General features: G+C 62.8%; 21 protein-coding genes. 16 read left to right on the top strand and 5 right to left on the bottom strand.

Going from position 1 to position 25,430, the window contains the following annotated elements; all coding sequences use genetic code 11:
* Positions 1-81: 81 nt before the first annotated feature.
* On the bottom strand, positions 82-1,059 hold the full coding sequence (locus EJ069_RS16020; protein WP_126062119.1) for a transketolase C-terminal domain-containing protein: 978 nt from the start codon (positions 1,057-1,059) through the stop codon (positions 82-84).
* A complete protein-coding gene (locus tag EJ069_RS16015) occupies positions 1,056-1,943 on the bottom strand; it encodes a transketolase (RefSeq protein ID WP_126062118.1) in 888 nt (295 codons plus the stop codon). The genes EJ069_RS16020 and EJ069_RS16015 overlap by 4 nt, the downstream gene beginning before the upstream one ends.
* Before the next feature lie 101 nt (positions 1,944-2,044).
* Here EJ069_RS16015 and EJ069_RS16010 point away from each other — a divergent pair, with 101 nt between their 5' ends.
* The 6 genes from EJ069_RS16010 to EJ069_RS15985 all read left to right on the top strand — a co-directional run bounded on the left by EJ069_RS16010 (position 2,045) and on the right by EJ069_RS15985 (position 9,297).
* Entirely contained in the window at positions 2,045-3,412 is a 1,368-nt protein-coding gene (locus EJ069_RS16010) for an aminotransferase (RefSeq protein WP_126062117.1), read from the top strand.
* A 255-nt stretch (positions 3,413-3,667) separates the two neighbouring features.
* Positions 3,668-5,653: a branched-chain amino acid ABC transporter ATP-binding protein/permease gene (locus EJ069_RS16005; RefSeq protein WP_189476409.1), complete on the top strand. Its 1,986-nt coding sequence runs from the start codon at positions 3,668-3,670 to the stop codon at positions 5,651-5,653.
* Positions 5,646-6,800 (top strand): ABC transporter substrate-binding protein, encoded by a 1,155-nt coding sequence (locus tag EJ069_RS16000; protein WP_126062115.1) that lies wholly within the window; start codon positions 5,646-5,648, stop codon positions 6,798-6,800. The genes EJ069_RS16005 and EJ069_RS16000 overlap by 8 nt, the downstream gene beginning before the upstream one ends.
* Positions 6,801-6,858: 58 nt before the next feature.
* The gene (locus EJ069_RS15995) at positions 6,859-7,542 is read left to right on the top strand and encodes an ABC transporter ATP-binding protein (RefSeq protein WP_245456600.1); all 684 of its coding nucleotides are present in this window, start codon (positions 6,859-6,861) and stop codon (positions 7,540-7,542) included.
* Positions 7,543-7,545: 3 nt separating this feature from the next.
* Positions 7,546-8,430, top strand: a complete 885-nt coding sequence (locus tag EJ069_RS15990) for a branched-chain amino acid ABC transporter permease (RefSeq protein ID WP_126062113.1) — start codon at positions 7,546-7,548, stop codon at positions 8,428-8,430.
* Between the two features lie 63 nt (positions 8,431-8,493).
* A complete protein-coding gene (locus EJ069_RS15985) occupies positions 8,494-9,297 on the top strand; it encodes an N-acyl homoserine lactonase family protein (RefSeq protein WP_126062112.1) in 804 nt (267 codons plus the stop codon).
* Between the two features lie 108 nt (positions 9,298-9,405).
* Here the strand turns inward: EJ069_RS15985 and EJ069_RS15980 are convergent, their stop codons facing one another.
* On the bottom strand, positions 9,406-9,867 hold the full coding sequence (locus tag EJ069_RS15980) for an FCD domain-containing protein (protein ID WP_189476407.1): 462 nt from the start codon (positions 9,865-9,867) through the stop codon (positions 9,406-9,408).
* A gap of 198 nt (positions 9,868-10,065) precedes the next feature.
* On the bottom strand, positions 10,066-10,620 hold the full coding sequence (locus EJ069_RS15970; RefSeq protein ID WP_126062110.1) for a VOC family protein: 555 nt from the start codon (positions 10,618-10,620) through the stop codon (positions 10,066-10,068).
* Positions 10,621-10,747: 127 nt separating this feature from the next.
* Between EJ069_RS15970 and EJ069_RS15965 the strand changes: the two genes are divergently transcribed.
* The 3 genes from EJ069_RS15965 (at position 10,748) to EJ069_RS33320 (ending at position 13,703) form a co-directional block, all read left to right on the top strand.
* On the top strand, positions 10,748-11,668 hold the full coding sequence (locus EJ069_RS15965; RefSeq protein WP_126062109.1) for an aminotransferase class IV: 921 nt from the start codon (positions 10,748-10,750) through the stop codon (positions 11,666-11,668).
* Positions 11,665-12,432 (top strand): SDR family NAD(P)-dependent oxidoreductase, encoded by a 768-nt coding sequence (locus tag EJ069_RS15960; protein WP_126062108.1) that lies wholly within the window; start codon positions 11,665-11,667, stop codon positions 12,430-12,432. The genes EJ069_RS15965 and EJ069_RS15960 overlap by 4 nt, the downstream gene beginning before the upstream one ends.
* A 611-nt stretch (positions 12,433-13,043) precedes the next feature.
* On the top strand, positions 13,044-13,703 hold the full coding sequence (locus tag EJ069_RS33320) for a hypothetical protein (RefSeq protein WP_245456598.1): 660 nt from the start codon (positions 13,044-13,046) through the stop codon (positions 13,701-13,703).
* A 306-nt stretch (positions 13,704-14,009) separates the two neighbouring features.
* Here the strand turns inward: EJ069_RS33320 and EJ069_RS15945 are convergent, their stop codons facing one another.
* The gene (locus tag EJ069_RS15945) at positions 14,010-14,699 is read right to left on the bottom strand and encodes a GntR family transcriptional regulator (RefSeq protein ID WP_126062106.1); all 690 of its coding nucleotides are present in this window, start codon (positions 14,697-14,699) and stop codon (positions 14,010-14,012) included.
* 158 nt (positions 14,700-14,857) lie between these two features.
* Between EJ069_RS15945 and EJ069_RS15940 the strand changes: the two genes are divergently transcribed.
* From EJ069_RS15940 to EJ069_RS15910, 7 genes are all read left to right on the top strand, one after another.
* Positions 14,858-16,252 carry an aspartate aminotransferase family protein gene (locus EJ069_RS15940; protein WP_126062105.1) on the top strand — a complete coding sequence of 465 codons (1,395 nt, stop codon included), beginning with the start codon at positions 14,858-14,860 and terminating at the stop codon, positions 16,250-16,252.
* Between the two features lie 161 nt (positions 16,253-16,413).
* Positions 16,414-17,472, top strand: a complete 1,059-nt coding sequence (torT, locus tag EJ069_RS15935) for a TMAO reductase system periplasmic protein TorT (protein ID WP_126062104.1) — start codon at positions 16,414-16,416, stop codon at positions 17,470-17,472.
* Positions 17,473-17,633: 161 nt separating this feature from the next.
* On the top strand, positions 17,634-19,121 hold the full coding sequence (locus EJ069_RS15930; protein ID WP_126062103.1) for a sugar ABC transporter ATP-binding protein: 1,488 nt from the start codon (positions 17,634-17,636) through the stop codon (positions 19,119-19,121).
* Positions 19,118-20,143: an ABC transporter permease gene (locus tag EJ069_RS15925; protein ID WP_126062102.1), complete on the top strand. Its 1,026-nt coding sequence runs from the start codon at positions 19,118-19,120 to the stop codon at positions 20,141-20,143. Before EJ069_RS15930 ends, EJ069_RS15925 begins: the two co-directional genes overlap by 4 nt.
* Positions 20,144-20,166: 23 nt before the next feature.
* Positions 20,167-21,129, top strand: coding sequence for an ABC transporter permease (locus tag EJ069_RS15920; RefSeq protein ID WP_126062101.1), 963 nt, complete (start codon positions 20,167-20,169; stop codon positions 21,127-21,129).
* 26 nt (positions 21,130-21,155) lie between these two features.
* Complete coding sequence (locus EJ069_RS15915; RefSeq protein WP_126062100.1) at positions 21,156-23,216, top strand: hydantoinase/oxoprolinase family protein; 2,061 nt, start codon at positions 21,156-21,158, stop codon at positions 23,214-23,216.
* A 27-nt stretch (positions 23,217-23,243) separates the two neighbouring features.
* Positions 23,244-25,043, top strand: a complete 1,800-nt coding sequence (locus tag EJ069_RS15910) for a hydantoinase B/oxoprolinase family protein (RefSeq protein WP_126062099.1) — start codon at positions 23,244-23,246, stop codon at positions 25,041-25,043.
* Positions 25,044-25,430: the final 387 nt, after the last annotated feature.

Below are 25,430 nucleotides of genomic sequence, written 5' to 3'. Positions count from 1 at the left end.
CAACTCTTTGTTGAAGCATGTTCATCTCCGGAAACCGAATCCCACCTTTTGCTGCACTGAACTGCGGTTCGGGATCATGCTCTAAGCGAGCAGGGATTGCGCAACGCTTTCGACCCCCGCCGCGTCGAGCTTGTAGTGACGGTAGAGATGGGTCGGCGGGGCGATCAGGCTGTACTCGTCCTTGATGCCATGACGGACGAGCCGTGCGCCGCCGCCTTCCTCGGCTAGCACTTCGGCGACGGCGCCACCCAGCCCGCCGAGGATATTGTGCTCCTCGACGGTCAGGATGATGCGCGACTTGCGTGCCGCCTGCATCAGCACCACGCGGTCGAGCGGCTTGATAGTGTGCATGTCGATGAGGCCGACGGAGTGACCCTTGCCGTTTAGCGATTCCATGGCTTGCTTGGCCGAATGCACTGCCATGCCGCAGGCTATGAAGGTGAGATCGCTACCGATGCCGTGGACCACGGCCTTACCGAATTCGAACGGCTCGTCACCGGCATAGACGACCGGATCGTGGCCGCGCGAGATGCGGAAATAGATCGGCTGCGGATGATTGACCGAAGCGCGCAGCGCCGCGGCGAATTGCGGGCCGTCCGCAGTCGAGACGACGGTGAGGTCGGCAATCGAGCGCATGATGGCGATGTCTTCCGTCGCATGGTGCGAGGTGCCGTAGAAGCCGAGCGAGATGCCGGTGTGGTGGCCGATCAGGCGGACCGGCTGCGCGCAATACGCGACGTCCATGCGGATCTGCTCGCAGCAGAGCAGCGCCAGGAAGGAGGCGAAGGTGGCGACATAGGGTATGACGCCGGTCGTCGCCATGCCGGCCGCGGCCGAGACCATGTTCTGCTCAGAGATGCCGAATTGCGTGAAGCGCGCGGGAAAGCGCTGCGCGAAGCCGACGAGCCCGTTGGAATGCTGCAGGTCGGCGGTGCCGGCGACGACCGGATGGCCGGCCTCGGCGAGTTCGATCAGCGTGTTGGCTAAGGTCGCAAGCGAGGGCGCGCGGTTGTTGAGCTCGCGATACTGCCAGCTGTCGGGATGCAAGACAGCGCTCATTCCGCACCTTCCTGGATCATGTCGCGGGCGCGCGCTTCGTCTTCCGGCGCGAGATAGCCCAGGTGCCAGCCGGGTTCGGTTTCCATGTAATCGATGCCTTTCCCCTTGACCGTTCTGGCGATGATGCAGCAGGGCTTTTCGCGGGCAGTGTCGGTCTTAACCTTCCGCAGCAGGTTGGCGAGCGCCACGACGTCGTGACCGTCCACCTCATGAACCTCCCAACCGAAGGCGCGCCACTTCTCGTCCAGCGGCTCGACCGCCGCGACGTCGTCGACCTTGCCGTCGAGTTGGTAGCCGTTGCGGTCGATGATCGCGACAAGCTTGCTCAGGCGATGTGTGGCGGCGCTGATCGCGGCCTCCCACACCTGGCCCTCCTGCATCTCGCCGTCGCCGAGCAGGACGAAGACGTTGAAGTCCTTTCTGTGGAAACGGGCGCCCAGCGCCATGCCGACGCCGTTGGACAGGGCATGGCCGATCGAACCGGAGCTGAAGTCGACACCGGGCACTTTGCGCATATCGGGGTGATCGCCGAGCGGGCTGCCGAGGCGGGTGTAATCGTCGAGCCAGGAACGGTCGAAGAAATCGAGGTCGGCAAGGATCGGAAACTGCCCGACAGCCGCATGGCCCTTTCCCATCAGGAAGCGGTCGCGGTCCGGCCAGTCCGGCTCGCCGCGGCGGATACGCATCGTGTCGTAATAGAGCGTCGAGAAGATCTCGGCGCAAGAGAAGACGGACGAGTAGTGGCCGACCTTGGCGATTGAAATCAGCCTGATCGTCTCCAGCCGCACGAAGCGCGCGCGCTCGCGCAGGCGATCAGCCTGTTCGTCCGATATCGCGTCCGTGCCGCTGTTGCTCGGCCATCGGCTCGCACCTGAGGACGTCATGCCAGTCTCCTCCGTTTCCCTGTATCGACTCTCGACAACTTATAAGTTATAAGATATCTGGTTGAGCCGCAAGAGCAATCATCCGACTATAGGGAACAGGAATGCTGCACAACTCTGCTCGGGCCCTTGACATGAGCCTGCATCTGCATTCGCAGACGGACCCGCGGCGGCACGAGCAGGATGGACCGCTGATCATCTCAGGCGGCGACGGCGTTTATGTCAGCGACGATGCCGGAAACCGCTATATCGAAGGCATGGCCGGCCTGTGGACGGCGTCGCTCGGTTTCAACGATCAGAGGTTGGCCGCCGCTGCGGCCGTCCAATTCGCCAAGCTCGCCAATTACCATACCTTCAACCATCGTTCAAACGAGCCCTGCATCGACCTGATCGAGCAGCTTGCGGCGGTCTCGCCAATTCCAGACTGCCGGATATTCCTCGCCAATTCCGGGTCGGAAGCCAACGATTCCATGATCAAGCTCGCCTGGTATTATCAGGCCGCGCGCGGCAAGCCGGAGAAGCGGCGCATCATCAGCCGCAACGGCGCTTTCCATGGCAGCACGGTGATGGGCGCGGTGCTGAGCGGCCTGCCGCATATGCACCGTTCGTTCGGCATGAACACCGACGACATCCTTTTTGCAGGCAAGCCGCATTTCTATCGAGAAGGGCGGGAAGGCGAGAGCGAGGAGGCGTTCGCCGACCGGCTGATCGCCGAGCTCGAGGCGATGCTCCTGGCGGCCGGGCCAGAAACGATCGCAGCCATGATCGCAGAGCCGGTGATGGGAGCGGGCGGGGTGATCGTCCCCCCGCAAAGTTATTTCCCCAAGCTGCGCGCGTTGCTCGATAGATATGACATCCTGCTTCTGGCCGACGAAGTCGTCTGCGGCTTTGGCAGGACGGGCAACTGGTTCGGCAGCGAGACTTTTGGTTTCAAGCCGGACATGTTCTCCGTCGCCAAGGGTCTGTCCTCGGGCTATCTGCCGATCGCAGCGGTGGTTGTGTCGGATACGCTCTATCAGGCGATCGCCGACGAGGGACACCGCAACGGCGTCTTCGGGCACGGCTTCACCTATTCGGGCCATCCCGTCACCTCGGCGGTCGCTGCCGCAGCGTTGCGCATTTACCACGAGATGGATGTCGCCGGCCGTGCCCGGAAACTGGGCGCGCAGATGCTGGGAGCGCTGCGCAACGCGCTCGCCGACCATCCAATGGTCGGCGAGATACGCGGCGTCGGCCTGCTTGCCGGCGTCGAGCTTGTCGCCGACCGGCGCACGAAACAGGGTTTTCCTACCGAGGCCAGGGTTGGCGCGCAAGTCGAGCGCGCCTCCCGGCAACGCGGCATCATCCTGCGCAACATGGGTGACGTGCTGGCGCTTTGCCCGCCTTACATCATCGAGCCGGACCAGATCGACGAACTCGTCGGCGCGCTTTTCCTCGCCATCGAAGACACAAGGGAGAGCCTCTCGCTTTGAGGCTTGGCTGCCATGACAATCACCACAGACAGGACAAAAGCATGCATCCCGAAGTCGTAGCTTTTCATCACGGCAAGTGGGGCCGGCGCGCCGGCACGACGCTCGAATTTCGCAATCCCGGCCCGACGACCTCAGCAGCGGGAGCGTCGGGCTTTGGGCCAGACAGCAGGTTGCCGACTCCTTCAACCATCACGGGCGAACCTGCTCCTGCTTCCTTGACGGATAATTTATAAGATGTAAGTTGTAAGAAGAATGATGTGCCGCCATCCGCAAAGTCCCTTGGCGATTGGAGGGGGACAAGCTCAGAGAGAGGGGCCGGCGCGACGCCTTTGTGCACTATGCGCTGACCTCAGGCGTCGGACATGGACGGGGGATCGTTTGGACAAGGCATTACAGGTCATTGCTACGCCCCGCTTCCTGCTTAATGTGACCATCCTGGGCGTATTCCTCATCCTGGTCGGAACAGCGGTCGCATTGTTCGGGACGAGCGCCAGCAAGCTGACTTACGTCAATGCGCTAGTCAGCCTGATCGCCGTTCTGGGCTTGACCGTATACAGCGGAAATTCCGGCATCCTGTCCTTCGGCCACGTTGGCTTCATGGCGCTTGGCGCCCAGATTTCCGCCAGCCTGACAATACCGCCCGCACTTAAGGCCAGCGCGCTTCCTTTGCTGCCTTCGTTCATACAGCAGAGCCAGTTCGGCCTCCTGTCGGCCACGGTCATGACGCTGGTCATCGTAGGAATTGTTGCCGCCGTTGTGGCGATCCCCATCGCAAAGCTGGGTGGAGCCTCCGGCGCGATCGGCACGCTGGGCTTTCTCATCATCGTCAATTCGCTGATTGTCGGCGCGCAAGGCATCACACGCGGCAGCCAGGCAATGTACGGCATCGCGCCGCTTGCGAGCGTCGGTGTAGCCACGGCGCTTGCGCTTTGCGCGCTTTTTGTCGCGCGGGCCTATCGGGATGCGATAGCCGGCCTGCTCTTACGATCCAGCCGGGAGGACGAGGCAGCCGCCTATGCGATCGGCGTGGACGTCGTGCGTCAACGGCAACTGGCCTTCATCGTCAGCGCGATCATCACCGCGTTGGCGGGAGTCGTGCTGGCCCACTCCCTTACCGTCTTCTCGGCCAAGGTCTTCTATCTGGAAATGACGTTCTCTCTGATCGTCATGTATGTCGTGGGTGGTGCCGGCAGCGTCACCGGCGCCGTAGTCGGGGTCACAGTCGTCACTCTGCTTGTCGAGATACTGCGTCGCCTGGAACCCGGCGTTACGATCGGTCCGATCCATCTGCCCCAGATATTCGGCCTGACGGTGGTCGGCCTGAGCGTTGCCATCCTGGTGATCCTGCTGGTGCGGCGCCAGGGGCTTGTCGGCCACGCGGAAGTCGAGGATCTGTTCCTGTCACGCCGATTGCGGAACCAGGGAATGGGCGCGCTGCCGTCCGACAAGCCAGAGCCTTCGTCGCTCTCGGCCAGAGAGTTGAGCAAGTCCTATGGCGGTGTCCGGGCGCTCGATGGCGTCACCCTGACGCTTGCGTCGGGGCAGGTCCTGGGTTTGATCGGCCCGAATGGCTCGGGTAAGACGACGCTTCTCGGCTGTCTGGCCGGCACCCTTGTGCCGAGCGGTGGGACCATCGTGCTCGCTGGCCAGGATATATCAGGCTATTCGTCCTTCCGCATCGCGCGTCTCGGCGTCGGGCGCACCTTCCAGACGGTCCGTCTTTTCGGTCGCCTAACGGTGCTCGAAAACGTCAAAGCCGCGCTTGCGCAGAAGTTCGCCGATCTTGGTCATGCCGAACTCGAACGGATGGCCGTCGGTCTGCTTGAAGCGCTCGGCATCGCCGATATGCAAAACCGGCCCGCCAACGAACTCGCCTATGGCCTGCAGCGACGTCTGGAAATTGCCAGGGCACTGGCGACCAATCCGCGGTTCATGCTTCTGGACGAGCCTGCCGCGGGAATGAACGAGGGCGAGACGCGGGAACTGCTCGCGACGCTACGCAAGGTGGTGCGGGAGCGCGGCATCGGGCTGCTGATCGTCGACCACGACATGGCTCTCATCATGGAGCTCTGCGACCGCGTGGCCGTGCTGAACAAGGGGCAGTTGATCGCCGAGGGCGAGCCGGACGCCGTGTGGGCGGACCCTGCTGTGCGCGAGGCCTATATCGGCAGGCGATCTGCCAAGAAGGACTGGAATATCCAAGACAAGGGTGTTGGCAACAAGGAGGAAAGCAATGCTTAAGGCAAAGGGCTTGGCGGTAGCTATGCTTGTGGGATTGATGGGCGGTTCGGCGTTGGCCGACGACATCAAGATCGGGGTCGTGGGAGGGCAGACCGGCGCGTTGGCGATCTTCGATCAACCGCTACTGCTGGGTGCCCAGCTGGCCGCTAAGAAAATCAACGCGGCGGGTGGCATCGAGGGCAAGACAATCCAGATTCTCGCACGGGACACGCGCTCCGAGACCAGCGAAGCGGCCGTCATGGCGCAGGAACTGGTCAGCGAAGGAGTCAACGTGCTGGTGACACCGGCGGATGGCGACCCGACCATTGCCGCCGGCCAGGTAGGCCAGGCGGCCGATGTGCTGACCATCTCAGGCACCGCGACGCCGCCGATCCTGCCGGGCATGGTCGGCGATCATCTTTATCTCAATGCCGTACCTGACAGCATCCAGGCGGCTGTGCTCGGCAAATATGCGGCAAAGACCGCCGGGTACAAGACCGCGGCGATTCTCCTTTCGCCCGACAGTCCATATACCGACAAGCTGCCCAAATATTTCGGCCAGGTGTTCGAGAAATACGGCGGCAAGGTCGTCTCGACCATCCAATACAAGATGGGCCAGCAGGACTTCACCGTCGAGGTAAGCAAGATCAAGGAACTCAATCCTGCTCCAGATGTGATCATGACGTCGGCATATGAGCCCGACTTCCCCGCACTTCTGCAGCAATTGCGGGCGGCAGGCGTGGACACGCCCGTACTGGGCTCCGACGGGATCGATACTCAGACGGTAGTGGATCTCGGCAAGGTGTCGGAAGGGGTCATCTATTCGGCGAGCGGCTTCCCGTTGCCGGGCAGCCGCCTGGAAGCCTTCAACAAGGAATTCCAGACGGAATACGGCTATCCCACCGATACCGTGACGAGCGCTGTCGGTTACGATCTGATCGAGATTATCAAGGCGGCCGTCGAACGCGCCAACGGCAAACTGGACGGCCCATCCCTGATAGCGGGCATGGAGACTATCGAGAACCTGCCGGTGACGACGGGCACCATCACCTACAAGGGAACGAACAGGGTTCCCTTGCGGACCGTGTTCCTGGTGAAGGTGACCAGTGGTCACAAGGAACTCGTGGTCGACGAGACGCCCGCGCTCGAAGACATCCCAGCTCCCTGAAGATGTCTGAAGGCGGAGACCCATGATGAGAACACTTCTTAAGGTTCAGAGGTTGTGCGTGTCCTACGGCGCGGTGCAAGCCGTGCGGGGTATCGATCTCGAGGTCCTGACCGGACAGATCGTTACGCTCCTCGGGGCGAACGGTGCGGGCAAAAGTTCCGTGCTTGGCGCCTGCATGGGTCTCGTGGCGCTCGCCTCTGGGTCGGTGACCTTCCGGGACGAGGACATCTCCCGGAAGGGCACCGAGCAGATCGTGCACCGCGGAATGACGTTGACGCCGGAGGGACGGTTCGTTTTTCCGCAGCTCACGGTGCATGAAAATCTGCTGATTGGCGCGGCGGGAACCTCCGCGTTGCGCTCGCGCACGCAGCAGAACGTCGAGAAGAATTTCGATCTTTTTCCGCGTTTGCGCGAAAGAAGCAGTCAAGTTGCCGGCACGCTCTCTGGCGGCGAACAACAGATGCTCGCGATCGCGCGCTCTCTGATGTCCGAGCCAGAACTGCTTCTGCTCGACGAGCCATCGCTTGGCCTCGCGCCCAACATCGTCGATCAGATCTTCGACCTCATCGTCTCGCTCAACAAGTCGGGCACGACCATCCTGCTCGTCGAACAGAATGCCGAATTGTCGCTGGACATTTCCGACGCGGCCTATCTCATGCAGGCGGGTGTCATGGTCAAGCATGGCACAAGCGAGAGTATGCGAGAAAGCGGCGACATCCATGCCATGTACATGGGAGTGTGAGCCTTGGAATATTTCTTCCAACAGGTGCTGAATTCGCTCGCCCTCGGCGGAACCTACGCCTTGGTGGGAATCGGTCTCGCCATGATCTTTTCCGTACTTGGCCTGATCAACTTCGCCCATGGCGAGTTGATGACCATCATGGGTTACGCTCTCTTCTACTGCCTGTCGTCGGGCATGCCCTTCGCGCTCGCATTCGTGGCCGCCCTCGCGGTAACGGTCATCGCGGCCTTAGTAATGGAGATCGTCGCGTTCAGGTCAGTTCGCAATGCCGACATCGTGGTCATGCTGCTGACAAGCTTCGCAGTAAGTTCCATCCTGCACGTGCTGTTCCAGAATGTCCTTGGCGCCCGCCCGAAAGCGATCGCCGTGCCCGAGAGCCTGACAGGGGCCATTACGCTCGGAAGCTTCCATTTCGGCAAGGTGCCGATGTTTTCAATCCTCACCAGTGCCTTATCGCTGGCACTCTTGACGCTTTTCCTCAAGCGGTCGGTCGTGGGTATAGCCATGCGCGCCGCGGCGCAGAATTTCAGAGTTACGCGGCTGATGGGCGTCAACGCCAATCTCGTCATCCTGCTCGCATTCGGGCTCTCCGGATTGCTGGCGGGAATAGCCGGGGTGCTCTGGATATTCCAACGCGGATCGGTCGATCCGGCAATGGGAAGCATGCCGGTCATCAAAGCCTTCATCGCGGTTGTGCTGGGAGGGCTCGGCAGTCTGCCCGGGGCGGCCGTGGGCGGTCTCATCCTGGGGGCTCTGGAGGTGTTTCTTCGCGCCTACCTGCCGGAGGCGGTGCTGCCATACCGGGATGCCATCAGCCTCTCCATCATTATCGGCATTTTCACCATCGTTCCGCATGGCCTGTTCGGCCGCAGGGAAGCCGTCCGGTGAGGGCCGCCATGGGGGCTGCGGACGATTCAGGCGGAAACCACACAAAGACGATAGGGGCCGGCAATGACCGATCTTGCATACGGTAGCATTGGCGAAATGCGCATCTATCCGCTGTACTGCGGCGGTGACATGACTGATTGGGCCGTGTTCGATCCGTTCGATCCCCGCGCCGGCCAGAAGGTCTTCAACCCTTATTTCGTCTACGTCATTACGCATCCGGAGGGCAATGTGCTGTTCGACAGTGGCGCGCATCCGACGCTGAGAACCGATCCGCATTCCAGGCTTGGGGCCGCGGCCGATTCTTTTCAAGTCGTTATGACCGAGGAGGATTGGCTTGTTCCCCGGCTGGCAAGCATTGGTATGAGTACGTCGGACATCTCGCACGTGGTTCAGTCCCATCTCCATTTTGATCATGCTGGTGGGTTGGAGTGGCTTACCCATGCCAAGGTTTATGTCCAGCGCGACGAGCTTGCCTTCGCCCGCAATCCACCACGGTATCAACGTGAGATATTCGTGCAGAAGGATTTGAACCACCCCATCGATTGGATCGAGCTTGATGGCGAGTTCGACCTGTTCGGTGATGGTTTGCTGCGGATTTTTCCGACACCGGGGCATACGAAAGGCCATCAATCGCTTCTCGTTCACCTCAGATCGAGGCCGGTGTTCCTTCTTGGTGACGCAGCCTATCTGGTATCAAAGATGCGCGAACGATTGGTTCCGGCCGTCGCCTGGAGCCCCGACGCATTCATGTCCACTTGGGATCTCGTGGAAGAAATCGAGCGCTCACAGAATGCCCTGCTGGTGGCGACGCACGAGCTCGACTATGAAACGTCGGTTCCCATGGCGCCGGCGCGCTGGTACGCCTAGGGACTGGGCTTGGCTAATGGTTCAAATCCGCGCGGCTGAGTCCCCTCATCAGGCCGCACCCGCCGCGACCGTGACAAAGGCGGGGCGGCTAGAATTTTCGGCGCGTTGCTACTCAGGCCAACATCTCGTTGTGTCGCTCCAATTGCAGGCGGGTGCGGCGGATATGGCCGCCGAGGATAAATCCAGACTGTTCGCCGTCGCGCTGTTAAGTGCCTCGAGGATCAGGCGGTGCTCGTGATGTACCGCCGCCATGCCAGCCGAGCCCACCGAAGCAGCGAAAGCGTGGGGGTATTGCGGGGTGGTGTTCCAGAGTTTGTGGATCATCTGGGCGAGCTGGGGCATGTGCGCGCCTTCATAGCTCAGGAACTCGCGGTCGAGCTGCAGGAACTCGTCGATGCTGCCGGCGGCTTCGATGCACAAGAAGACGTCTTCCGGACGCACAAGCGTTTCGGGCGAGAGGTTCGCGCTGCTTTCGGAAAGCGCCAGCGGCTCCAGCCGTTCGCGGATCTTGTAGATCTCGATGCATTCGGCACGGTCGAGCTTGGAAATCCAGGCACTGCTGTTGGGCACGAGGATGACCTGCCCCTAGCTTCCCAGCTGCCGCAGCGCCTCGCGCACGGGGGTGCGGCTGACGCCGTATTCCTCAGCGAGCTCCTCCTGGCGCACACGGCTGCCCGGCCGCAACCGCCCCGACAAGATAGCGTCGCGCAGCGCATCGGTGACGCGGCTGCATCGGCGCGCAAGTGGGAATCGGCACGAACCATCCGCTCACAGATGAGGTCTGGCGGGATGCCAAAGCCGGCGGTCCGTTCCGCGCTCATAGCCTTTGCCGGCTGGGAAGGAGACCAGCTCGAGCTGCATGCCCCAGGGGCTCAGGAAATAGACCCAGCTCTGGCCGGCGCTCGGCCCCCCGGTGCGCACTGTCGGCTCGCCGAGCACACGGACGCCCCGCGCCTTAAGATAGGCGATCGCCGCGTCGATGTCGTCGACATAGAAGGCGAGATGATGACCGCCGACGTCGCTGTTGCGGGGCTGCGTGGCATTCCGGTCCGGAGCGGAATATTCGAAGATCTCGAAATTGGAACCGTGACGGCAGCGCAGGAATTTGAGCTGCTTCATCACGGCCCGGGGATGGACATTGAGATGGGTCTGCATCCAGTCCCCATCGGACTGGAAAGCCCCAAGTTCGTAAAATGGCTCGCAGCCGATAATTTCGACGAAGAAATAGACGGCTTCGTCGAGGTCGGGAACGGTGAAGCCAATATGATCGGTGCCGCGCAGCCCTGGAAGGCCGTTGCCGGCATGGTTGGGATCGTCAAGCATTTGTGGCCCGCATATTGTCGTAGGACTGTATACAATGCGAAGCGGTTGGCAAAGCGCTTTAACTGTTCTGGCGAAATATTTCCCCAGATTGTATCCAATAATAGATTTGGCAGAGGTGGAGGATTTCATGACAGACAGAACCGCTCACGATCCGGCGTTGGGTATCGCCTACGTCAACGGCAGCTATATGCCGCTGGCCGAAGCGGCCATTCCGCTCACCGACCGTGGCTTCGTGCGATCCGATGCGACCTATGACGTCACCCATGTCTGGAAGGGTCGCTTCTTCAGGCTCGACGATCATATCGAGCGCTTCCTGGCTTCCATGCGCGGCCTGCGCATGAGCCTGCCGCTGTCGAAGGCCGAGATGGCCGATGTCCTCATCGAGTGCGTGCGCCGCACCGGACTTCGCGACGCCTATGTGCAGATGACCTGCACGCGCGGCGTGCCGCCGGCAGGCACGCGCGATCCACGGCTTTGCCAGAACCGGTTCTATGCCTTCGCGCAGCCTTTCGTCTGGATCGCCAATGACGAGCAGCGCTGCGACGGGCTGAAGATGGTGGTGAGCTCGGTGCAGCGCATCCCTCCCGAATCGCTCGATCCGCGCATCAAGAATTTCCACTGGCTCGATCTCACCATGGGCATCTTCGAGGCCTACGACAAGGACGCCATCGTCGCTGTGCTCAATGACGGCAAGGGCAACGTCACAGAAGGCGCGGGCTTCAACGTCTTTTCGGTGAAGGGCAACGTCATCACGACACCGGACCGTGGCGTCTTCGAGGGCATGACGCGCCGCACGGTGATCGAGTTGGCCGCCGAAGCAGGCGTCACCTGCGAGGTGCGGCCGCTGCCGATCGAGGAACTGCGCGACGCCGACGAGATCTTCATCTCAAGCTCCGCCGGCGGCATCATGCCGGTGACGGTGCTCGATGGCCGCATCTACGGCAACGGCAAGCCCGGACCGATCACCAACCGCATCCACGATCTTTACTGGGCAGCGCACAGGGCCGGTCCGCTTTGCACGCCGGTCAGCTACGAGACAGTCGCATGAGCACGGAAACACAACGCGTCTTCCTGGTGACCGGCGGCACGCGCGGCATCGGCGCGGCCTGCGTCGAGCGGCTGGCGGCGGATGGCGCGCGGGTCGTCTTCACCGGGCGCGACCAGACGGCCGCCGATGATGTGATCGCCGCGGTTCCCGGCGCCGTCTTCGCCGCCGGCGACGCGACCAGCGAGGCCGACTGCAAGCGCGCGATCGAGGTCGCGCTGGAGCTCGGCGGCGGCCATATCGCCGGCCTCGTCAACAATGCCGGCGCCGGCGGGCGCGGCGCCTTCGACCAGACGACGCTTGACGACTGGAACAGGACGATAACGGCCAACGCCACCTCGGCCTATCTGTTCACGCGTCATGCGCTTTCGGGTCTGCGCGCCGCGCGCGGCGCCGTGGTGACGATCTCGTCGGTGGCCGGCATGGTCGGCGAGGAGGGGCTCGCGATCTACACCGCCTCCAAGGCGGCGCTGATCGGCCTCACGCAGGCGCTGGCGCTCGAATACGGCTCGGAGGTGCGCTTCAACGCTGTCTGCCCGGGCCAGATCGCCACGCAGATGATGGCAAAGACGCTGGCCATCCCAGGCCGGCGCGAGAAGCTGGAAATGCGCATCCCCGCGGCGCGCCTGGGCACGCCGGAGGAAGTCGCGGAAGCCATCGGTTGGCTACTGTCACCCGCAGCGAGTTTCATCAACGGCGCGGTGTTGAGTGTCGATGGCGGCGAGACGGCCGGCTTCATGACGCCGGGAGACGATCAAAAGGCCTGACTTTCAGGATAGCGGCCGACCCCGGTCGGCCATCGGCCTGCGCACGCCCCGCTCGAGATCGGCGAGGCGTGCGCAGGCTGCGTCGGGCACCTTGGAATCGCCAGGCTTCATTGCCGCTCGCGCACTTGTCATCAATTTCGCCGCGCTCGTTGACGCCCTGATCGGGTGAGCCGGCCGGCTTAAGTTCATGGCGGCCATCTCAGCATGCGGCCGCGCGGCTACTGGTTCAAATTGATCGACGACACGCACATACTCAACCGGCTTAAGGAATCGACTATGACCATGATAAGCGTCATAGATGTCGAGCTCAACGGGAGGGGCGCGGGCCTTGAACCCCTATCGCGCCATGATGACGCCGCCCATCCCGAATGTTTCAACATGATTAGCACCATCATGGAGTACAGAGCGCGGGCGGACTACCCGTCGTCTGTTTTGCTTAGACTCCTGGTCCTGCATTCTGCTGGCCCATCGTGGCGGCGATCGCCAAGGCCACGCCGCGATGTCTCCCGCGCGGGCAATTACCCGATCGGCTTGTAGCAGCTAGCGCGACCTCTCCTTGCGACTAAGACAGCCAGGAGCATGACGATCCCGAAGACGATCCTGGGGGCTGCATGCTTCTCGTCGCACTCGGCACGTTGGTGACTGGCGCAAACCTGCAGGTCGCGCTTCGCGATGTCGCCGCTGTCGGGCTGTTCAACGGGGTGATGATCAACATCCTCGGCATCCCTGCCATTATTGTGACGCTGGCGATGAATGGTGTCATGCAAAGCGCTGGGCTGCTTTACAGCGGTGGCTTCGCTCAAGGGCAGGCCCCAGCGATCCTGGTTGGGCTTTTTTCAGCAACGGTTTTTCGGCCTAACGCCCGCCAGCTGGCTCTTGATCGGGATTGCCGCCCTCGCCATCTGGCTGCTGAACCACAGCAGTTTCGGTCGCCGGTTGCTTCTCGTCGGCAGCAATCCCCGTGTCGCCCGGCTGTCGGGGATCGCCGTTCAACGAACGAGGCTTCTTGCTTATATTTTGAGCGGATTTTGTGCGGCATTGGCGGGCATTTTGCTGGTCGGCTTCAGCAGACACGCGACATTGAACATGGGCGCATCTCTCCTGTTGTCTTCTATCGCGGCCGTTCTCGTTGGCGGCACTGTGGCGAGTGGCGTACGACCGCACCTTGCCCGATGGTCAGCACTGCAAGAAACACACCTAGCATCAGGAGCGAATTCAAAAAATTCACGCTGAGCGTTGCAGGACCTATCACCACCAGAAGGGCGACGTAGACGGAGAGGAGCAAGATCCATGGTGGCAGCCAGAGGCGGATATCCGCCTCGCTGCGACGCACCCAGGCACGCACTCCGCCGTTCGCAAGCTCGGGGATAGCACGTGCCATCGGAATGGTTCGGCCAGAGCCGCCGTGACCAGCTGGCACGAGGAGATCAGTTCTGCGAAGGCCGAGCGCATCGCCTGGCCTGACCCGAGAGCCGCTTCTAGGATCAGCGGTCCGAAGCCCCGCGCGGCGAGGCTGCGCGCAATCGCAAGGCCGATCACGCCGGCTCCGGCAACGATGCAGTCGACCTGCTCCATGCTCAGTTCGCCTGGCCGGCGCCAGCGGCGCGTCTGCTGAAGAGCCGTTCGAGAATCACGTTTCCGCCCTCGGTGATGTCGGCGATGATCGCACGTTCGGCGGCGTCGGAATCCCCCTTTTCGACCGCGGCGAGGACCGCATGGTGATTGTCGATCATGGCGCGGCCCCCTTCGTGGTAGGACTCCGCGATCAACGGCCCCATCTGCAGCCAAAGCCGGTTCAGGATGCCGCGCAGCACCACCATGTCGCCTATATCGGCAAGCGCGAAGTGGAATGTCTGGTTGAGCTCCAGCGCTTCGGTCCAGTTCCTTCCGGTGATAGCGCTCTCGTTGCGGGCGATCAGATCGCGCAGCCGCTCGATATCCCTGGCTGTCGCCTTGAGGGCTGCCTCACGCGCGGCAAGCCCTTCGAGCTTCAGCCTGATCTGGCGGATCTCGCGATAGCGTTCCAGCGTGATGATGGGGACGCGCACCTCGCGCGCCGATTTCTGCACCAGCGCCTCGTCCTGGATGAGGCGCAGGATCGCGTCGCGGACCGGCGTGACGCTGGTTCCGAGCGACTGGGCGAGGTCGCGGATGGTCACCCTGGCGTCCGGCGCGAACCGTCCCTTGATCAGCGCCTCAGCGACGCGGGCATAGACGGTCTCGCCGAGGTTTTCGCGCTCGAGCGTCTCGAAGCTGAAGCTCGCCATGCCGTTCCCGTCCCGTTTTTTGGCTGCCGCCCAAAAGAGCTTGACACTATATCTTATAAGAAACATGATGCATCAAACAGCACAATGCAAGAGGGAACTGCGGACCCTTGGAGGGGGCATGGCAATACCCGCTTGGACGCAGGCAGACAGGAGCCATGATGGACCCCCGACCGAATTCCCCTGAAGCCCGCGATATAAGCTACCACATGCATGGCTACACCAACGCGCGCAAGCACCAGGAAACCGGTCCGCTGGTCATCGAAAAGGGCGATGGCGTCTATGTCGAGGACATTGCCGGCAATCGCTACATCGAGGCGATGGCGGGCTTGTGGAGCGTTGCCGTCGGCTTCTCGGAAAAGCGGCTGGTCGAAGCCGCGACAAGACAGATGTCGAAGCTGCCCTTTTACCACGACTTCGGATCGAAGGCGCATTCGCCGCTGATCGACTTGGCCGAGAAGCTGGTGCAGATGGCGCCGGTGCCGATGAGCAAGGCTTATTTCACCAATTCCGGTTCCGAGGCCAACGATACCGCGATCAAGATGATCTGGTATCGCTCGAACGCGCTCGGGCAGCCGGCGCGCAAGAAGATCATCAGCCGCAAGCGCGGCTATCATGGCGTCACCATCGCCTCGGCCAGCCTGACCGGCCTGCCGAACAACCATCTCTCCTTCGACCTGCCGATCGCCAACATCCTGCACACGTCGACGCCACATCACTGGCGCGACGCGGAGCCCGGCGAAAGCGAGGAACAGTTTTCCGCCCGGCTCGCCGACGAGCTGGAAAAGCTCATCCTCGCCGAGGGGCCTGAAACGATCGCCGCTTTCATCGGCGAGCCGATCATGGGCGCCGGCGGCGTCGTTGTCCCGCCCGCCGGCTACTGGGAAAGGATCCAGGCGATACTGTCGAGATACGACATCCTGTTGGTGGCCGACGAGGTGATCTGCGGGTTCGGCAGGACCGGCGAGATGTTCGGCTCGCAGACCTTCGGCATCAAGCCAGACATCATGGTGCTGTCCAAGCAGATCTCGTCCTCCTATCTGCCGATCTCGGCGCTGCTCATCAACGATCATGTGTTCGAGCCGATCGCCGACGAGAGCAACCGCATCGGCACCTTCGGTCACGGCTTCACCGGCGGCGGTCATCCGGTCGCCGCGGCGGTCGCGCTGGAGAACATCAAGCTGATCGAGGAGCGCGACCTCGTCGGCAATGCGCGCAAGGTCGGCGCGCATTTGCAGGCAAGGCTGCGCAAGCTTGCCTCGCATCCGCTGGTGGGCGAGGTGCGCGGCGTCGGCCTCATCGCCGCCGTCGAGCTCGTCGCCGACAAGGCGACCAAGGCGCCCTGGGGCAAGCCGGCTGCGCTCGGCGCGCTGGTCAACGGCTTCCTGCAGCAGAATGGCGTGATCTCGCGCAACATGGGCGATGCCATCGCCTTCTGTCCGCCACTGATCATCACCGAGGCGCAGATCGACGCTTTGGTCGATGCGTTCCAGCAGTCGCTAGACGCTGCCCTGCCGCAAGTTCATCCGGCTGGTCATTCCCGCATTGACACATAAGATATAAGATGTAAGTTACACGGCTATTGGACGCATCTGGTTGCGGCATGTCGCAGACCTATTAAATGCCAACGTAGAAATGGCAGTTGGATACCAAGGCAACCAAAGCCGAAATCGAGAAAACTTCAGCCCATCAGGGCGCTGAAAAATGGGAGACTGATATGAGAGGATTGAAGAAGTCACTGGCATTGGCACTGTCGGCGACGGTGCTGTCGGCAGGAATGGCGCATGCCGCCGACTGGTGGCCGTTCAAGATCGCGTCGGCGAAGGACGGCGATCTGAAGAAGGTCGGAGAGATCGACTACAAGCCGCTCGACAAGGCGGAAAAACCTTGGAAGCTGTGCGTGCTCTTTCCGCATTTGCAGGACAGTTACTGGGTATCGGTGGACTACGGCATCGTCGAGGAAGCGAAACGTCTCGGCGTCAAGGTGACGGTGCTGCAGGCCGGTGGTTACACGGCCCTCCCGAAGCAGATCTCGCAATATGACGACTGCGTCGCCTCGGGAGCCGACGCCATCCTGATCTCCGCGATCTCGGAAGCCGGCGTGGCGGCCAAGATCAACGAGGGCATGGGCAAGGGCATCGTCAACATCGCCGTCGCCAATCCGATCCTGGAGACACCGATCACCGCCCGCATCACGCCCGACTTCTACCAGAAGGGTTTTCAGACCGGCGAATATGTGAAGAAGTTTCTCGGCGACAAGCAGGGCACCGCAGTGGCGTTCCCCGGACCGCAGGGCAGCGGCTGGGCCGAAACCTACATGGACGGCTTCCGCGACAGCACCAAGACAGGCAACATCAAGCTGGTCGGCGAGATGTTCGGGGAGGCAAGCGTGCCGGCGCAGCTCAAGCTGGTCGAGGACGCGCTGCAGACCCATCCGGACGTCAACGTGATCTGGGGCGGCGCACCGACCGCGGAAGCAGCGATCGGCGCCGTGGCCGATGCCGGCCTGAGCAATGTGACGATCATGTCGTCCTACGAAAACCAGACCATGCTGAAGGCGGTGAAGGGCGGCCAGGTGCTGGGCTTCGCGACCGAGTATCCGGTCATTATGGGCCGCATCGGCGTCGACCTGGCGGTGCGCGCGCTGGAGAAGAAGGACCACGAAAAGGTTCTGCTGGTTGCCCCCGGCATCGTTACCAAGGACAATGTCGACAAGATCGACACGACCCAGATCTTCGCGCCGGACAACTGGCGCCCCGTTTTCTCGGTCGAATAGCAACGAGGCCGCCGGCGCGGCCTTCAGCTTCGCGATCATATCGCGATCCTCCCGGCCTGGCCGCCTTGCAGAAGGCGGTCAGGCGACTTGATGCAATTCCAGGCGAAACCGCCGCGCAGTTTGCTCGAATTGCTCTTGCCGGCTTTGGGCCTTTGGACAAGATGCTGGAAGTTACAGGGTTCACCAAAAGATTCCGCGGCATCGCCGCGCTCGATAATGTCGACTTCTCCCTCAACGAGGGCGAGGTCCATGCATTGCTTGGCGAGAATGGCGCCGGCAAGTCGACGCTTATCAATCTCATTGCCGGCACGTTTCCCTGGGCCGAAGGCGTCTACCGCATCAACGGCCGCACCATCACCAGCCTGACGCCGCAGGTGGCGCAGGAGATCGGCATCGCCGCCGTCTTCCAGGAATTCAGCCTGGTGCCCGACCTTACCGTGGTCGAGAACATCTTCCTCGGCCGCGAGCAGTCGTCCGGGCTGTTCCTGAAGCGCAAGCAGATGCGCCAGGCCGCCGCCGAGCTGCTGGACGGTCTCGGCTTCCATTTGCCGCTCGACGAGAAGGTCGCCTTCCTGTCGCGCGCGCAAAAGCAGATGGTCGAGATCGCCAAGGCGCTGCGCATGCGGCCGAAGGTGCTGATCCTCGACGAGCCGACCGCGTCGCTCACCGACGGCGAGGCGCAAAAGCTCTTCAATGCCGTGGCGCTGCTCAAGGCGCGCGGCGTCGGCATCATCTATGTCTCGCATCGCATGAGCGAGATCCGCAATCTCTCCGACCGCGTCACCGTTTTGCGCGGCGGCAAGAAGATCGGTACGGTGGTCACCGCCGAGATTTCGGACCAGGGCCTGATCGAGATGATGGTCGGCCGCCCCGTCGAACAGCTCTTTCCGAAGATCGAGGACAAGCCCGGCGCGGTCAGGCTCGAGGTGCGGGATCTCACGACGGAGAAGCACTCCGTCATCGGCGCCTCCTTCACGGCGCATGCAGGCGAGGTGGTCGGCCTTGCCGGACTGGTCGGCTGCGGGCGCAGCGAGCTCTGCCGCGCCGTCTTCGGCCTGGAGACTATCGAGGCGGGTACGATCATGCTGGGCGAGAAGCCGATCGAGCGGCCGACGCCGACGTCGATGCTTGCCGCCAATGTCTGTTATTTCCCGGCCGATCGCGGGTCGGAAGGCCTGGCACTGGTGCGGCCGGCGCGCGAGAACGCAACCATGAGCTCGCTCGATCTGCCGCAATTGTCGTCGGGACCGGTGCTGAAATTCTGGCGCGAGACCGAGACGATCAAGGAGCCGCTTACCAATCTCGCGCTCAGGCCCTTGGCGCCCGAGCGCAAGGCGTCCGCCTTCTCCGGCGGCAACCAGCAGAAACTGATGCTGGCGCGCGGCCTGATGAAATCCTTCGATGTCTATCTGTTCGATGAACCCACCGTCGGCATCGATGTCGGAGCGAAGGCCGATGTCTACAACCTCATCAAGTCGCTGGTCGAGGCCGGCGCCTCGGTCGTCGTTTCGACATCCGAATTGCCGGAGCTGATCAATCTCGCTTCGCGAGTCTATGTCATGCATGAAGGCAAAATCGTCGCCGAGCTTGCCCAGCACGAGCTCAGCGAAGCCCAGGTGTTGTCGCACTATTTCGGAGGGCGCGCATGAGCTCTGAAACGGCGACCGTGACCGCTGCCAACGCGCCATCGCATCGCGCGAGCCGGCTCGACCGCTTCCTCATGCAAGGCGGCATCGTCATCACCTTCCTGGTCGTAGCGGTCGTCGCAACCGCGCTGATCGAGCCGCGTTTCCTCAACCGGCTCAACCTGCTCAACGTCATGCGCAACTTCGCGCTACTGCTCATCCCGTCGCTGGCGCAGATGCTGGTGATGACGGCCGGCGGCTTCGACCTGTCGGTGGGCGCTGTGGTGTCGGCGACCTCGGTGGTGACTGCCGCGGTGATGCTGGTCGGCAGCTTCTATTTCCCCGGTATGGAATCGGCCCTCATCATCGCGTCGCTGGTGATTGCACTCGGCGTCGGGGCGCTTGTCGGCCTCGCCAATGCCGGTCTGGTTGCGACCTTCTCGCTCTCGCCATTCATGGTGACGCTGGCGATGATGTCGGTGCTGATGGGCATCGCGCTCTATTTCACGCAGGGCATTCCGATCTACGGCGTGATGGATTCCTTCGTCGCCAATGTCGGACGCGGCCAGTTCCTGGGCTTGCCGATCGTTCTTTGGGTGGGGCTGGGCGTGCTTGCCGCCTGCATCGTCATGCAGCGTTTCACTGCGCTCGGCCGCCATATCTACGCGGTGGGCAGCGACCAGCGCTCGGCGCGGCTGTCAGGCGTTGCCACAGGCCGCACGCTGATCGCGGCCTATATGCTCGCCGGCCTGCTCGCCGCGCTCACCGGCTTCCTGATGACGTCACGGCTCGGCTCCGGCCAGTCGACTATCGGCGGAACGCTGGCGCTCGAAACCATTGCCGCGGCCGTCATCGGTGGCGTCTCGCTGCGCGGCGGCGTCGGCCGCGCCGAACTGGTGGCGCTGGCGGCGCTGTTCCTGTCGGTGATCGCCAACGCCATGAACCTGGTGCAGGTCGACAGCAAATATCAAACGCTGGTGCTTGGCGCGGTGCTGATCGTGGCCTTGGCCATCGAACGGCTTCTGTTGAGAAAGCGGCAGGCATGAGCACGGAGGCCAAGACACAACCGATGGCTCAGCCTTCCGGTCTCTCGCTGAAGGAGATTCTGCGCGCCGCGCGGCTGCCGATCGCCATCTTCGTGGTGCTGGTCCTGTTCGGCCTGGTCGAGCCGCGCGTGCTTTCCGTCGGTAATTTCCGCAACATAGCGCTGCAGGCGAGCTATCTGGCCATCTTCGCCATGGCGCAGACAATGGTGCTTTTGACGCGTGGCTTCGATCTGTCGCTCGGCTACACCGTCTCGCTGGTCAGCGTCGCCGCCTCGATGGCGATGGTGGCAACGGGTGGCGGCGACGTTTCGATCCTCTATGGGATCGGAGCGGCGGTTCTGATCGCCGGCGCGATCGGCCTCGCCAACGGACTCCTCATCGCCGGCATCGGCATCAATCCGCTGGTGACGACGCTTGGTATGGCCAACATGGTGCTGGCCTTTGCCTCGACGATCAGCGGCGGCTTTCCGGTCACCGGCCTGCCGAAGAGCCTCACCGCCGAATTCGCAGAGCGCTCGCTGCTCGCCATCCCGATGCCGATCTGGATCGCCGCGCTGGTGTTCGTGCTTCTGTTCCTGACACTTAAAGCGACGCGCTTTGGCCGGAGCCTCTATATCATCGGCGCCAACCCAAGGGCGGCAGTGGCGGCGGGCATCCGCACCATGCCAGTGCTGGTGCTGGCTTACATGCTTTGCGCGCTTCTGGCAGCACTCGGCGCCCTTCTGCTCACTGCGCGCACCGGCTCTGGCGAGCCCAATCTCGGCGGCAACCTCACGCTTGAAGCCATCGCGGCCGCCGTGGTCGGTGGCGTGCGCCTTTCCGGCGGCGAGGGCGGCGTTGGCGCCGCGGTGCTCGGCGCGCTGTTCGTCACAGTGCTCTCCAACGGCATGAATCTCGTCCAGATCGACGGTTATCTGCAGCAGATCTGCCTGGGCGTCATCATCGTCGTCAGCCTGATCGTCAACCGCGACGAAGCCAGGCGCTGATACTCCAACCTGTTCGGGAAGCTCGTATGGCCTATCAAGTTTGCATCGACATCGGCGGCACCTTCACCGACTGCCTCGTCTCAAACAGCAAGGGCGAGATCGCGATCTTCAAGTCGCCGACGACGCCCGGCGAATTCGAGAAAGGCTTCATCAATGTCCTGCATGTCGCGGCCGAGGGCTATGGCCTGAGCGGCGCCGACTTCATGAGAGAGATCGACCTTATCGTGCATGGCTCGACCGTGTCCACCAACGCATTGGTCGAGCGTAAGACGGTCAAGGTCGGCCTCATTCTGACCGCCGGCCACCAGGATATCCTCGTGCTGCGCGAGGGCCCGCGCAAAGGCGCTTTCCAGTGGCGGCTGAACTATCCCGATCCCTATGTGCCGCGCCATCTGACCAAGACGGTCGCCGGCCGCATCGACGCGCGCGGCCGTGAATTGGCGCCGCTGTCGCTGGACGACGTGCGCAAGGCGGCGGCCGAATTCCGCGGCCTCGGTGTCGAGGCGATCGCCGTCGGCCTCCTGTGGTCGGTGGTTAACCCGGCGCATGAGCTTGCTGTGCGCGAGATCCTGGAGAAGGAGCTGCCGGGCATCCCAGTGACGCTCAGCCACGAGATCAACCCGATGCCGCGCGAATACAAGCGCATCATCGCGGCCGCGATCGACGCCTCGATCAACCCGATCGTGCGCACCTATATCGAGAAGCTGAGGACGGCGCTCGACGAGGAAGGTTTCGAGGGTGAGCTGCTGCTTGCCAATTGCGTCGGCGGCATGATGCCTTTGGCCGACATGATCCGGAAGCCGATCTACAGCGTCATGTCCGGCCCGACGCTGGCGCCGATGGCGGCGCTGGCGCTGTCCGACGAGCCCGACATCATCGTCGGCGACATGGGCGGCACCACCTTCGACGTCTCGGCGCTGCGCGACCACCAGATCATCGTCACGCCGGACAGCATGATCCATGACGATTCGCTCGGCATCCCCAAGGTCGATGTGCGCTCGGTCGGCGCCGGAGGCGGCTCGATCGCCTTCGTCGACGAAGGCGGCCTGCTGCAGGTCGGCCCGCGCAGCGCCGGTGCCCGGCCGGGTCCTGCCTGCTATGGCCAGGGCGGCACCGAGCCGACGGTGACGGACGCCAATGTCGTGCTCGGCATCGTCGATCCGGATTACTTCCTCGGCGGCAAGATGCAGCTGAAGCGTGAGCTGGCGGAGGCGGCGGTCGACAAGATCGCGACGCGGCTCGGCGTAACGCGCCAGGAAGCGGCCTACGCGATCTACACGACCAGCAACCACAATATGGTGGCGGCGATCGAGGAGATCACCGTGCGCGAGGGCATCAATCCACGCGACTCGTTCTTCGTGTGCGGCGGCGGCGCCACCGCCATCCACATCGCCGAGATGGCCGATATCCTCGGCTTGAAGCGCTACATGGTGCCGCGCTTCATGGCCGGGCTCAGCGCCTTCGGTGGCCTGATCTCCGACATCCGCTCGGAAGAGAGCGCGGTGCTGCTCACCTCCGATGCCGACTTCAACGTCGCCGGCGTCAACGACGCGCTGAAGCGGCTGAAGCAGGCCGGCGACAACTTCCTCGCCGAGGCCGGCGTCGCGCCGGAGAACCGCCAGTTCGAATTCTCCTTCCTTGGCCGCTACGAATACCAGTCCTTCGAGATCGAAGTGCCGTTCGAGGTCAAGGACGGCGCGGTGTCAGAGAGCGACCTACCCACGCTGGTCGAAGCCTTCCACAAGATGCATGAGCGCATCTATTCGATCCGCGCCGACAATGACGTCGTCGAGTTCACGGCGTGGAAGCTGCGCGCCATCGGCAAGCGCTCGGGCCAGGACATCTGGCAGAAGAACACGCTGCCCGATCAGAATGGCCCCATCGACCTGAAGGCCAGGCGCGGCATCTACCAGCAGGAGAGCGGTCGTGTCGAAACGGTGCCGGTCTACGAACTGGCGCAACTGCGCGCCGGCGCGCAGCTTGCCGGCCCTTGCCTGGTCGAGGCCGAGACCTTCACCGCCTACCTCAAGGACCAGCATCAAGGGCAGATCGACCGCTACGGCAATCTCGTCGTCAACATCGCCTAGTTCAACAATCACGTGAGAGAACGACCCATGGATTCCATCAACAGGCTCGAGCTCGACGTCGCTGAACGCCGGGTCGACCCCTTCCTGATGTCGGTGCTGAAAAGCCGCTTCGAGGCGATCGTGCGCGAGATGACGCTGGTCGTCATGCGCGCCAGCCGCTCGGCGGTGATCAAGAACGCCCGCGACTTCTCCTGCGCCATCCTGACCTACGATCACAGGCTGGTGTCTGTCGAGGACGCGCTGCCGATCCATGTCATGTCGATGGACATGGCGACGCGGCCGCTGACCGACCTGTTCGACGACATCACGCAGGGCGACATCTTCCTCAACAACTGCCCCTATACCGGCGGCACGCACCATGCCGACCTGATCATGGCGATGCCGGTGTTCTTCGAGGGCGAGCCGCTGTTTTGGGTGGTGGCGCTGTCGCACCATGCCGACACCGGCGCGCCGGTGCCGTCGACCTATCTGCCTTTCGCCAAGAACATCTTCGAGGAAGGCATGCATTTCCCCTGCGTGCGCGTCGCGCAGAAATACGAGGAGAAGAAGGACATCCTGCGCATCGGCACGATGCGCAACCGCGTGCCCGACATGTGGCTGGGCGACGTTCGCGCGCAGATCGGCGCCTGCCGCACCGGCGAGCGCCGCATCGGCGAATTGTTCGCGCGCTACGGCCGCGACACGATCCTCGGCTTCGTCGAGGACTGGTTCGATTACGGCGCGCGCTGCGCCAAGGCGGCGATCGCCAAGCTGCCGGCCGGCAGCTACAGCTACGAGACGCGCCATGACCCGGTGCCGGGCGTCGCCGACGAAGGCATTCCGGTCAAGGTGACGATCAATGTCGATCCGGAAAAGGGCGAGATCGTCGTCGACGTGCGCGACAATATCGACAACGTGCCGGGCGGCCTCAACCTATCGGAAAACACCGCCACCGGCTCCTGTCGTATCGGCGTCTTCAACAATCTCGACGAGAGCATCCCGCACAATGAGGGCGCTAAGTCGCAGATCAAGGTGCTGCTGCGCGAGGGAAGCATCGTCGGCAAGCCGAAATATCCGGTCGGCACCTCGGTCGCGACCACCAATGTCAACGACCGGCTGATGATCGCCGGCAATTGCGTCTTCTCGCGCATGGGCGCGCCTTACGGCCAGGCCGAGAGCGGCTCGCACCTGCCGGCCGGCGTTGGCGTCATCTCGGGCGAGGATCCGTTCAAGCACGGCAAGTCCTATGTCAACCAGGTCTTCGTCGGCTATGCCGGCGGCGGCGCCCGCCACGGCTTCGACGGCTGGCTGACCTATTGCGGCCCGGCCAATGCCGGCCTCATCCAACTCGACTCTGTTGAGGTGGACGAGTCGATGTATCCGATCGTCATCGAGCGCCGCGGCGTGCTGCCCGGATCACAGGGGTTCGGCGAGTTCGAGGGCGCGCCGGCGACCGGCGGCGTCTTCTATCCGCTCGACCACGACATGACGATCGTCTACGCGGCCGACGGCACCAGCTTCCCGCCGCGCGGCGTGTTGGGCGGCGGCGACGGCAAGGAGAGCGAGACGATCAAGCTTAGGGCAAGCGAGAAAATCGTGCTGCCTGCCTTCAGCGAAGAGACGATCGAGGATGGCGCCCGCATCGAGTTCACCGCCTGCGGCGGCGGCGGTTACGGCGATCCGCTGAAGCGCGATCCTAAGCGTGTCGCGGCGACCGTCAATCGCGGCTGGCTGAGCCGCGAGGACGCCGAGAACGTCTATTGTGTCGCCCTGAAGGATGCGGAGGACGCCGGGCTCTTGATGGTTGACGAGGTGCGAACGGCAGAACTTCGGAGCACTCGGCAGTAGGTACGACGCGACCTCCTGCAAATGGAGGGCATGCGCGCATCGCTATGGCGCCGGTCGTCAGGCACGTGAAGCCCGCCGGCATCACCGCAAGAAGCTCTCCGACCTGGCCCAGAAGCCGCCTGGCCGGGGGCGGATTGGATCGATGCCTGCTTTTGCTGGGCTGCAACGTGCGAGGCAAAAGCCGACATGTGACGCCCAGTTGACGGCTCAATGGGATATGACCCGAAGGAGGTGACCATAGCCGCGGGAGACACCGTGGAGTGGTCAAGCGAAACGACCTTTGAGCACACGGTCACGCCGGAATGGATTCCACCGGAAAGTTCGAGGGGACCGATTCTCTAAAACCGAAGCAAAAGTATTCGACGACCATTAAGGCTTCAGCCGATC

The organism is Mesorhizobium sp. M2A.F.Ca.ET.043.05.1.1, assembly GCF_003952445.1.
In the GTDB taxonomy this organism is placed as follows: Bacteria; Pseudomonadota; Alphaproteobacteria; order Rhizobiales; family Rhizobiaceae; genus Mesorhizobium.
This window is presented reverse-complemented; position numbering and strand designations above follow the sequence as displayed.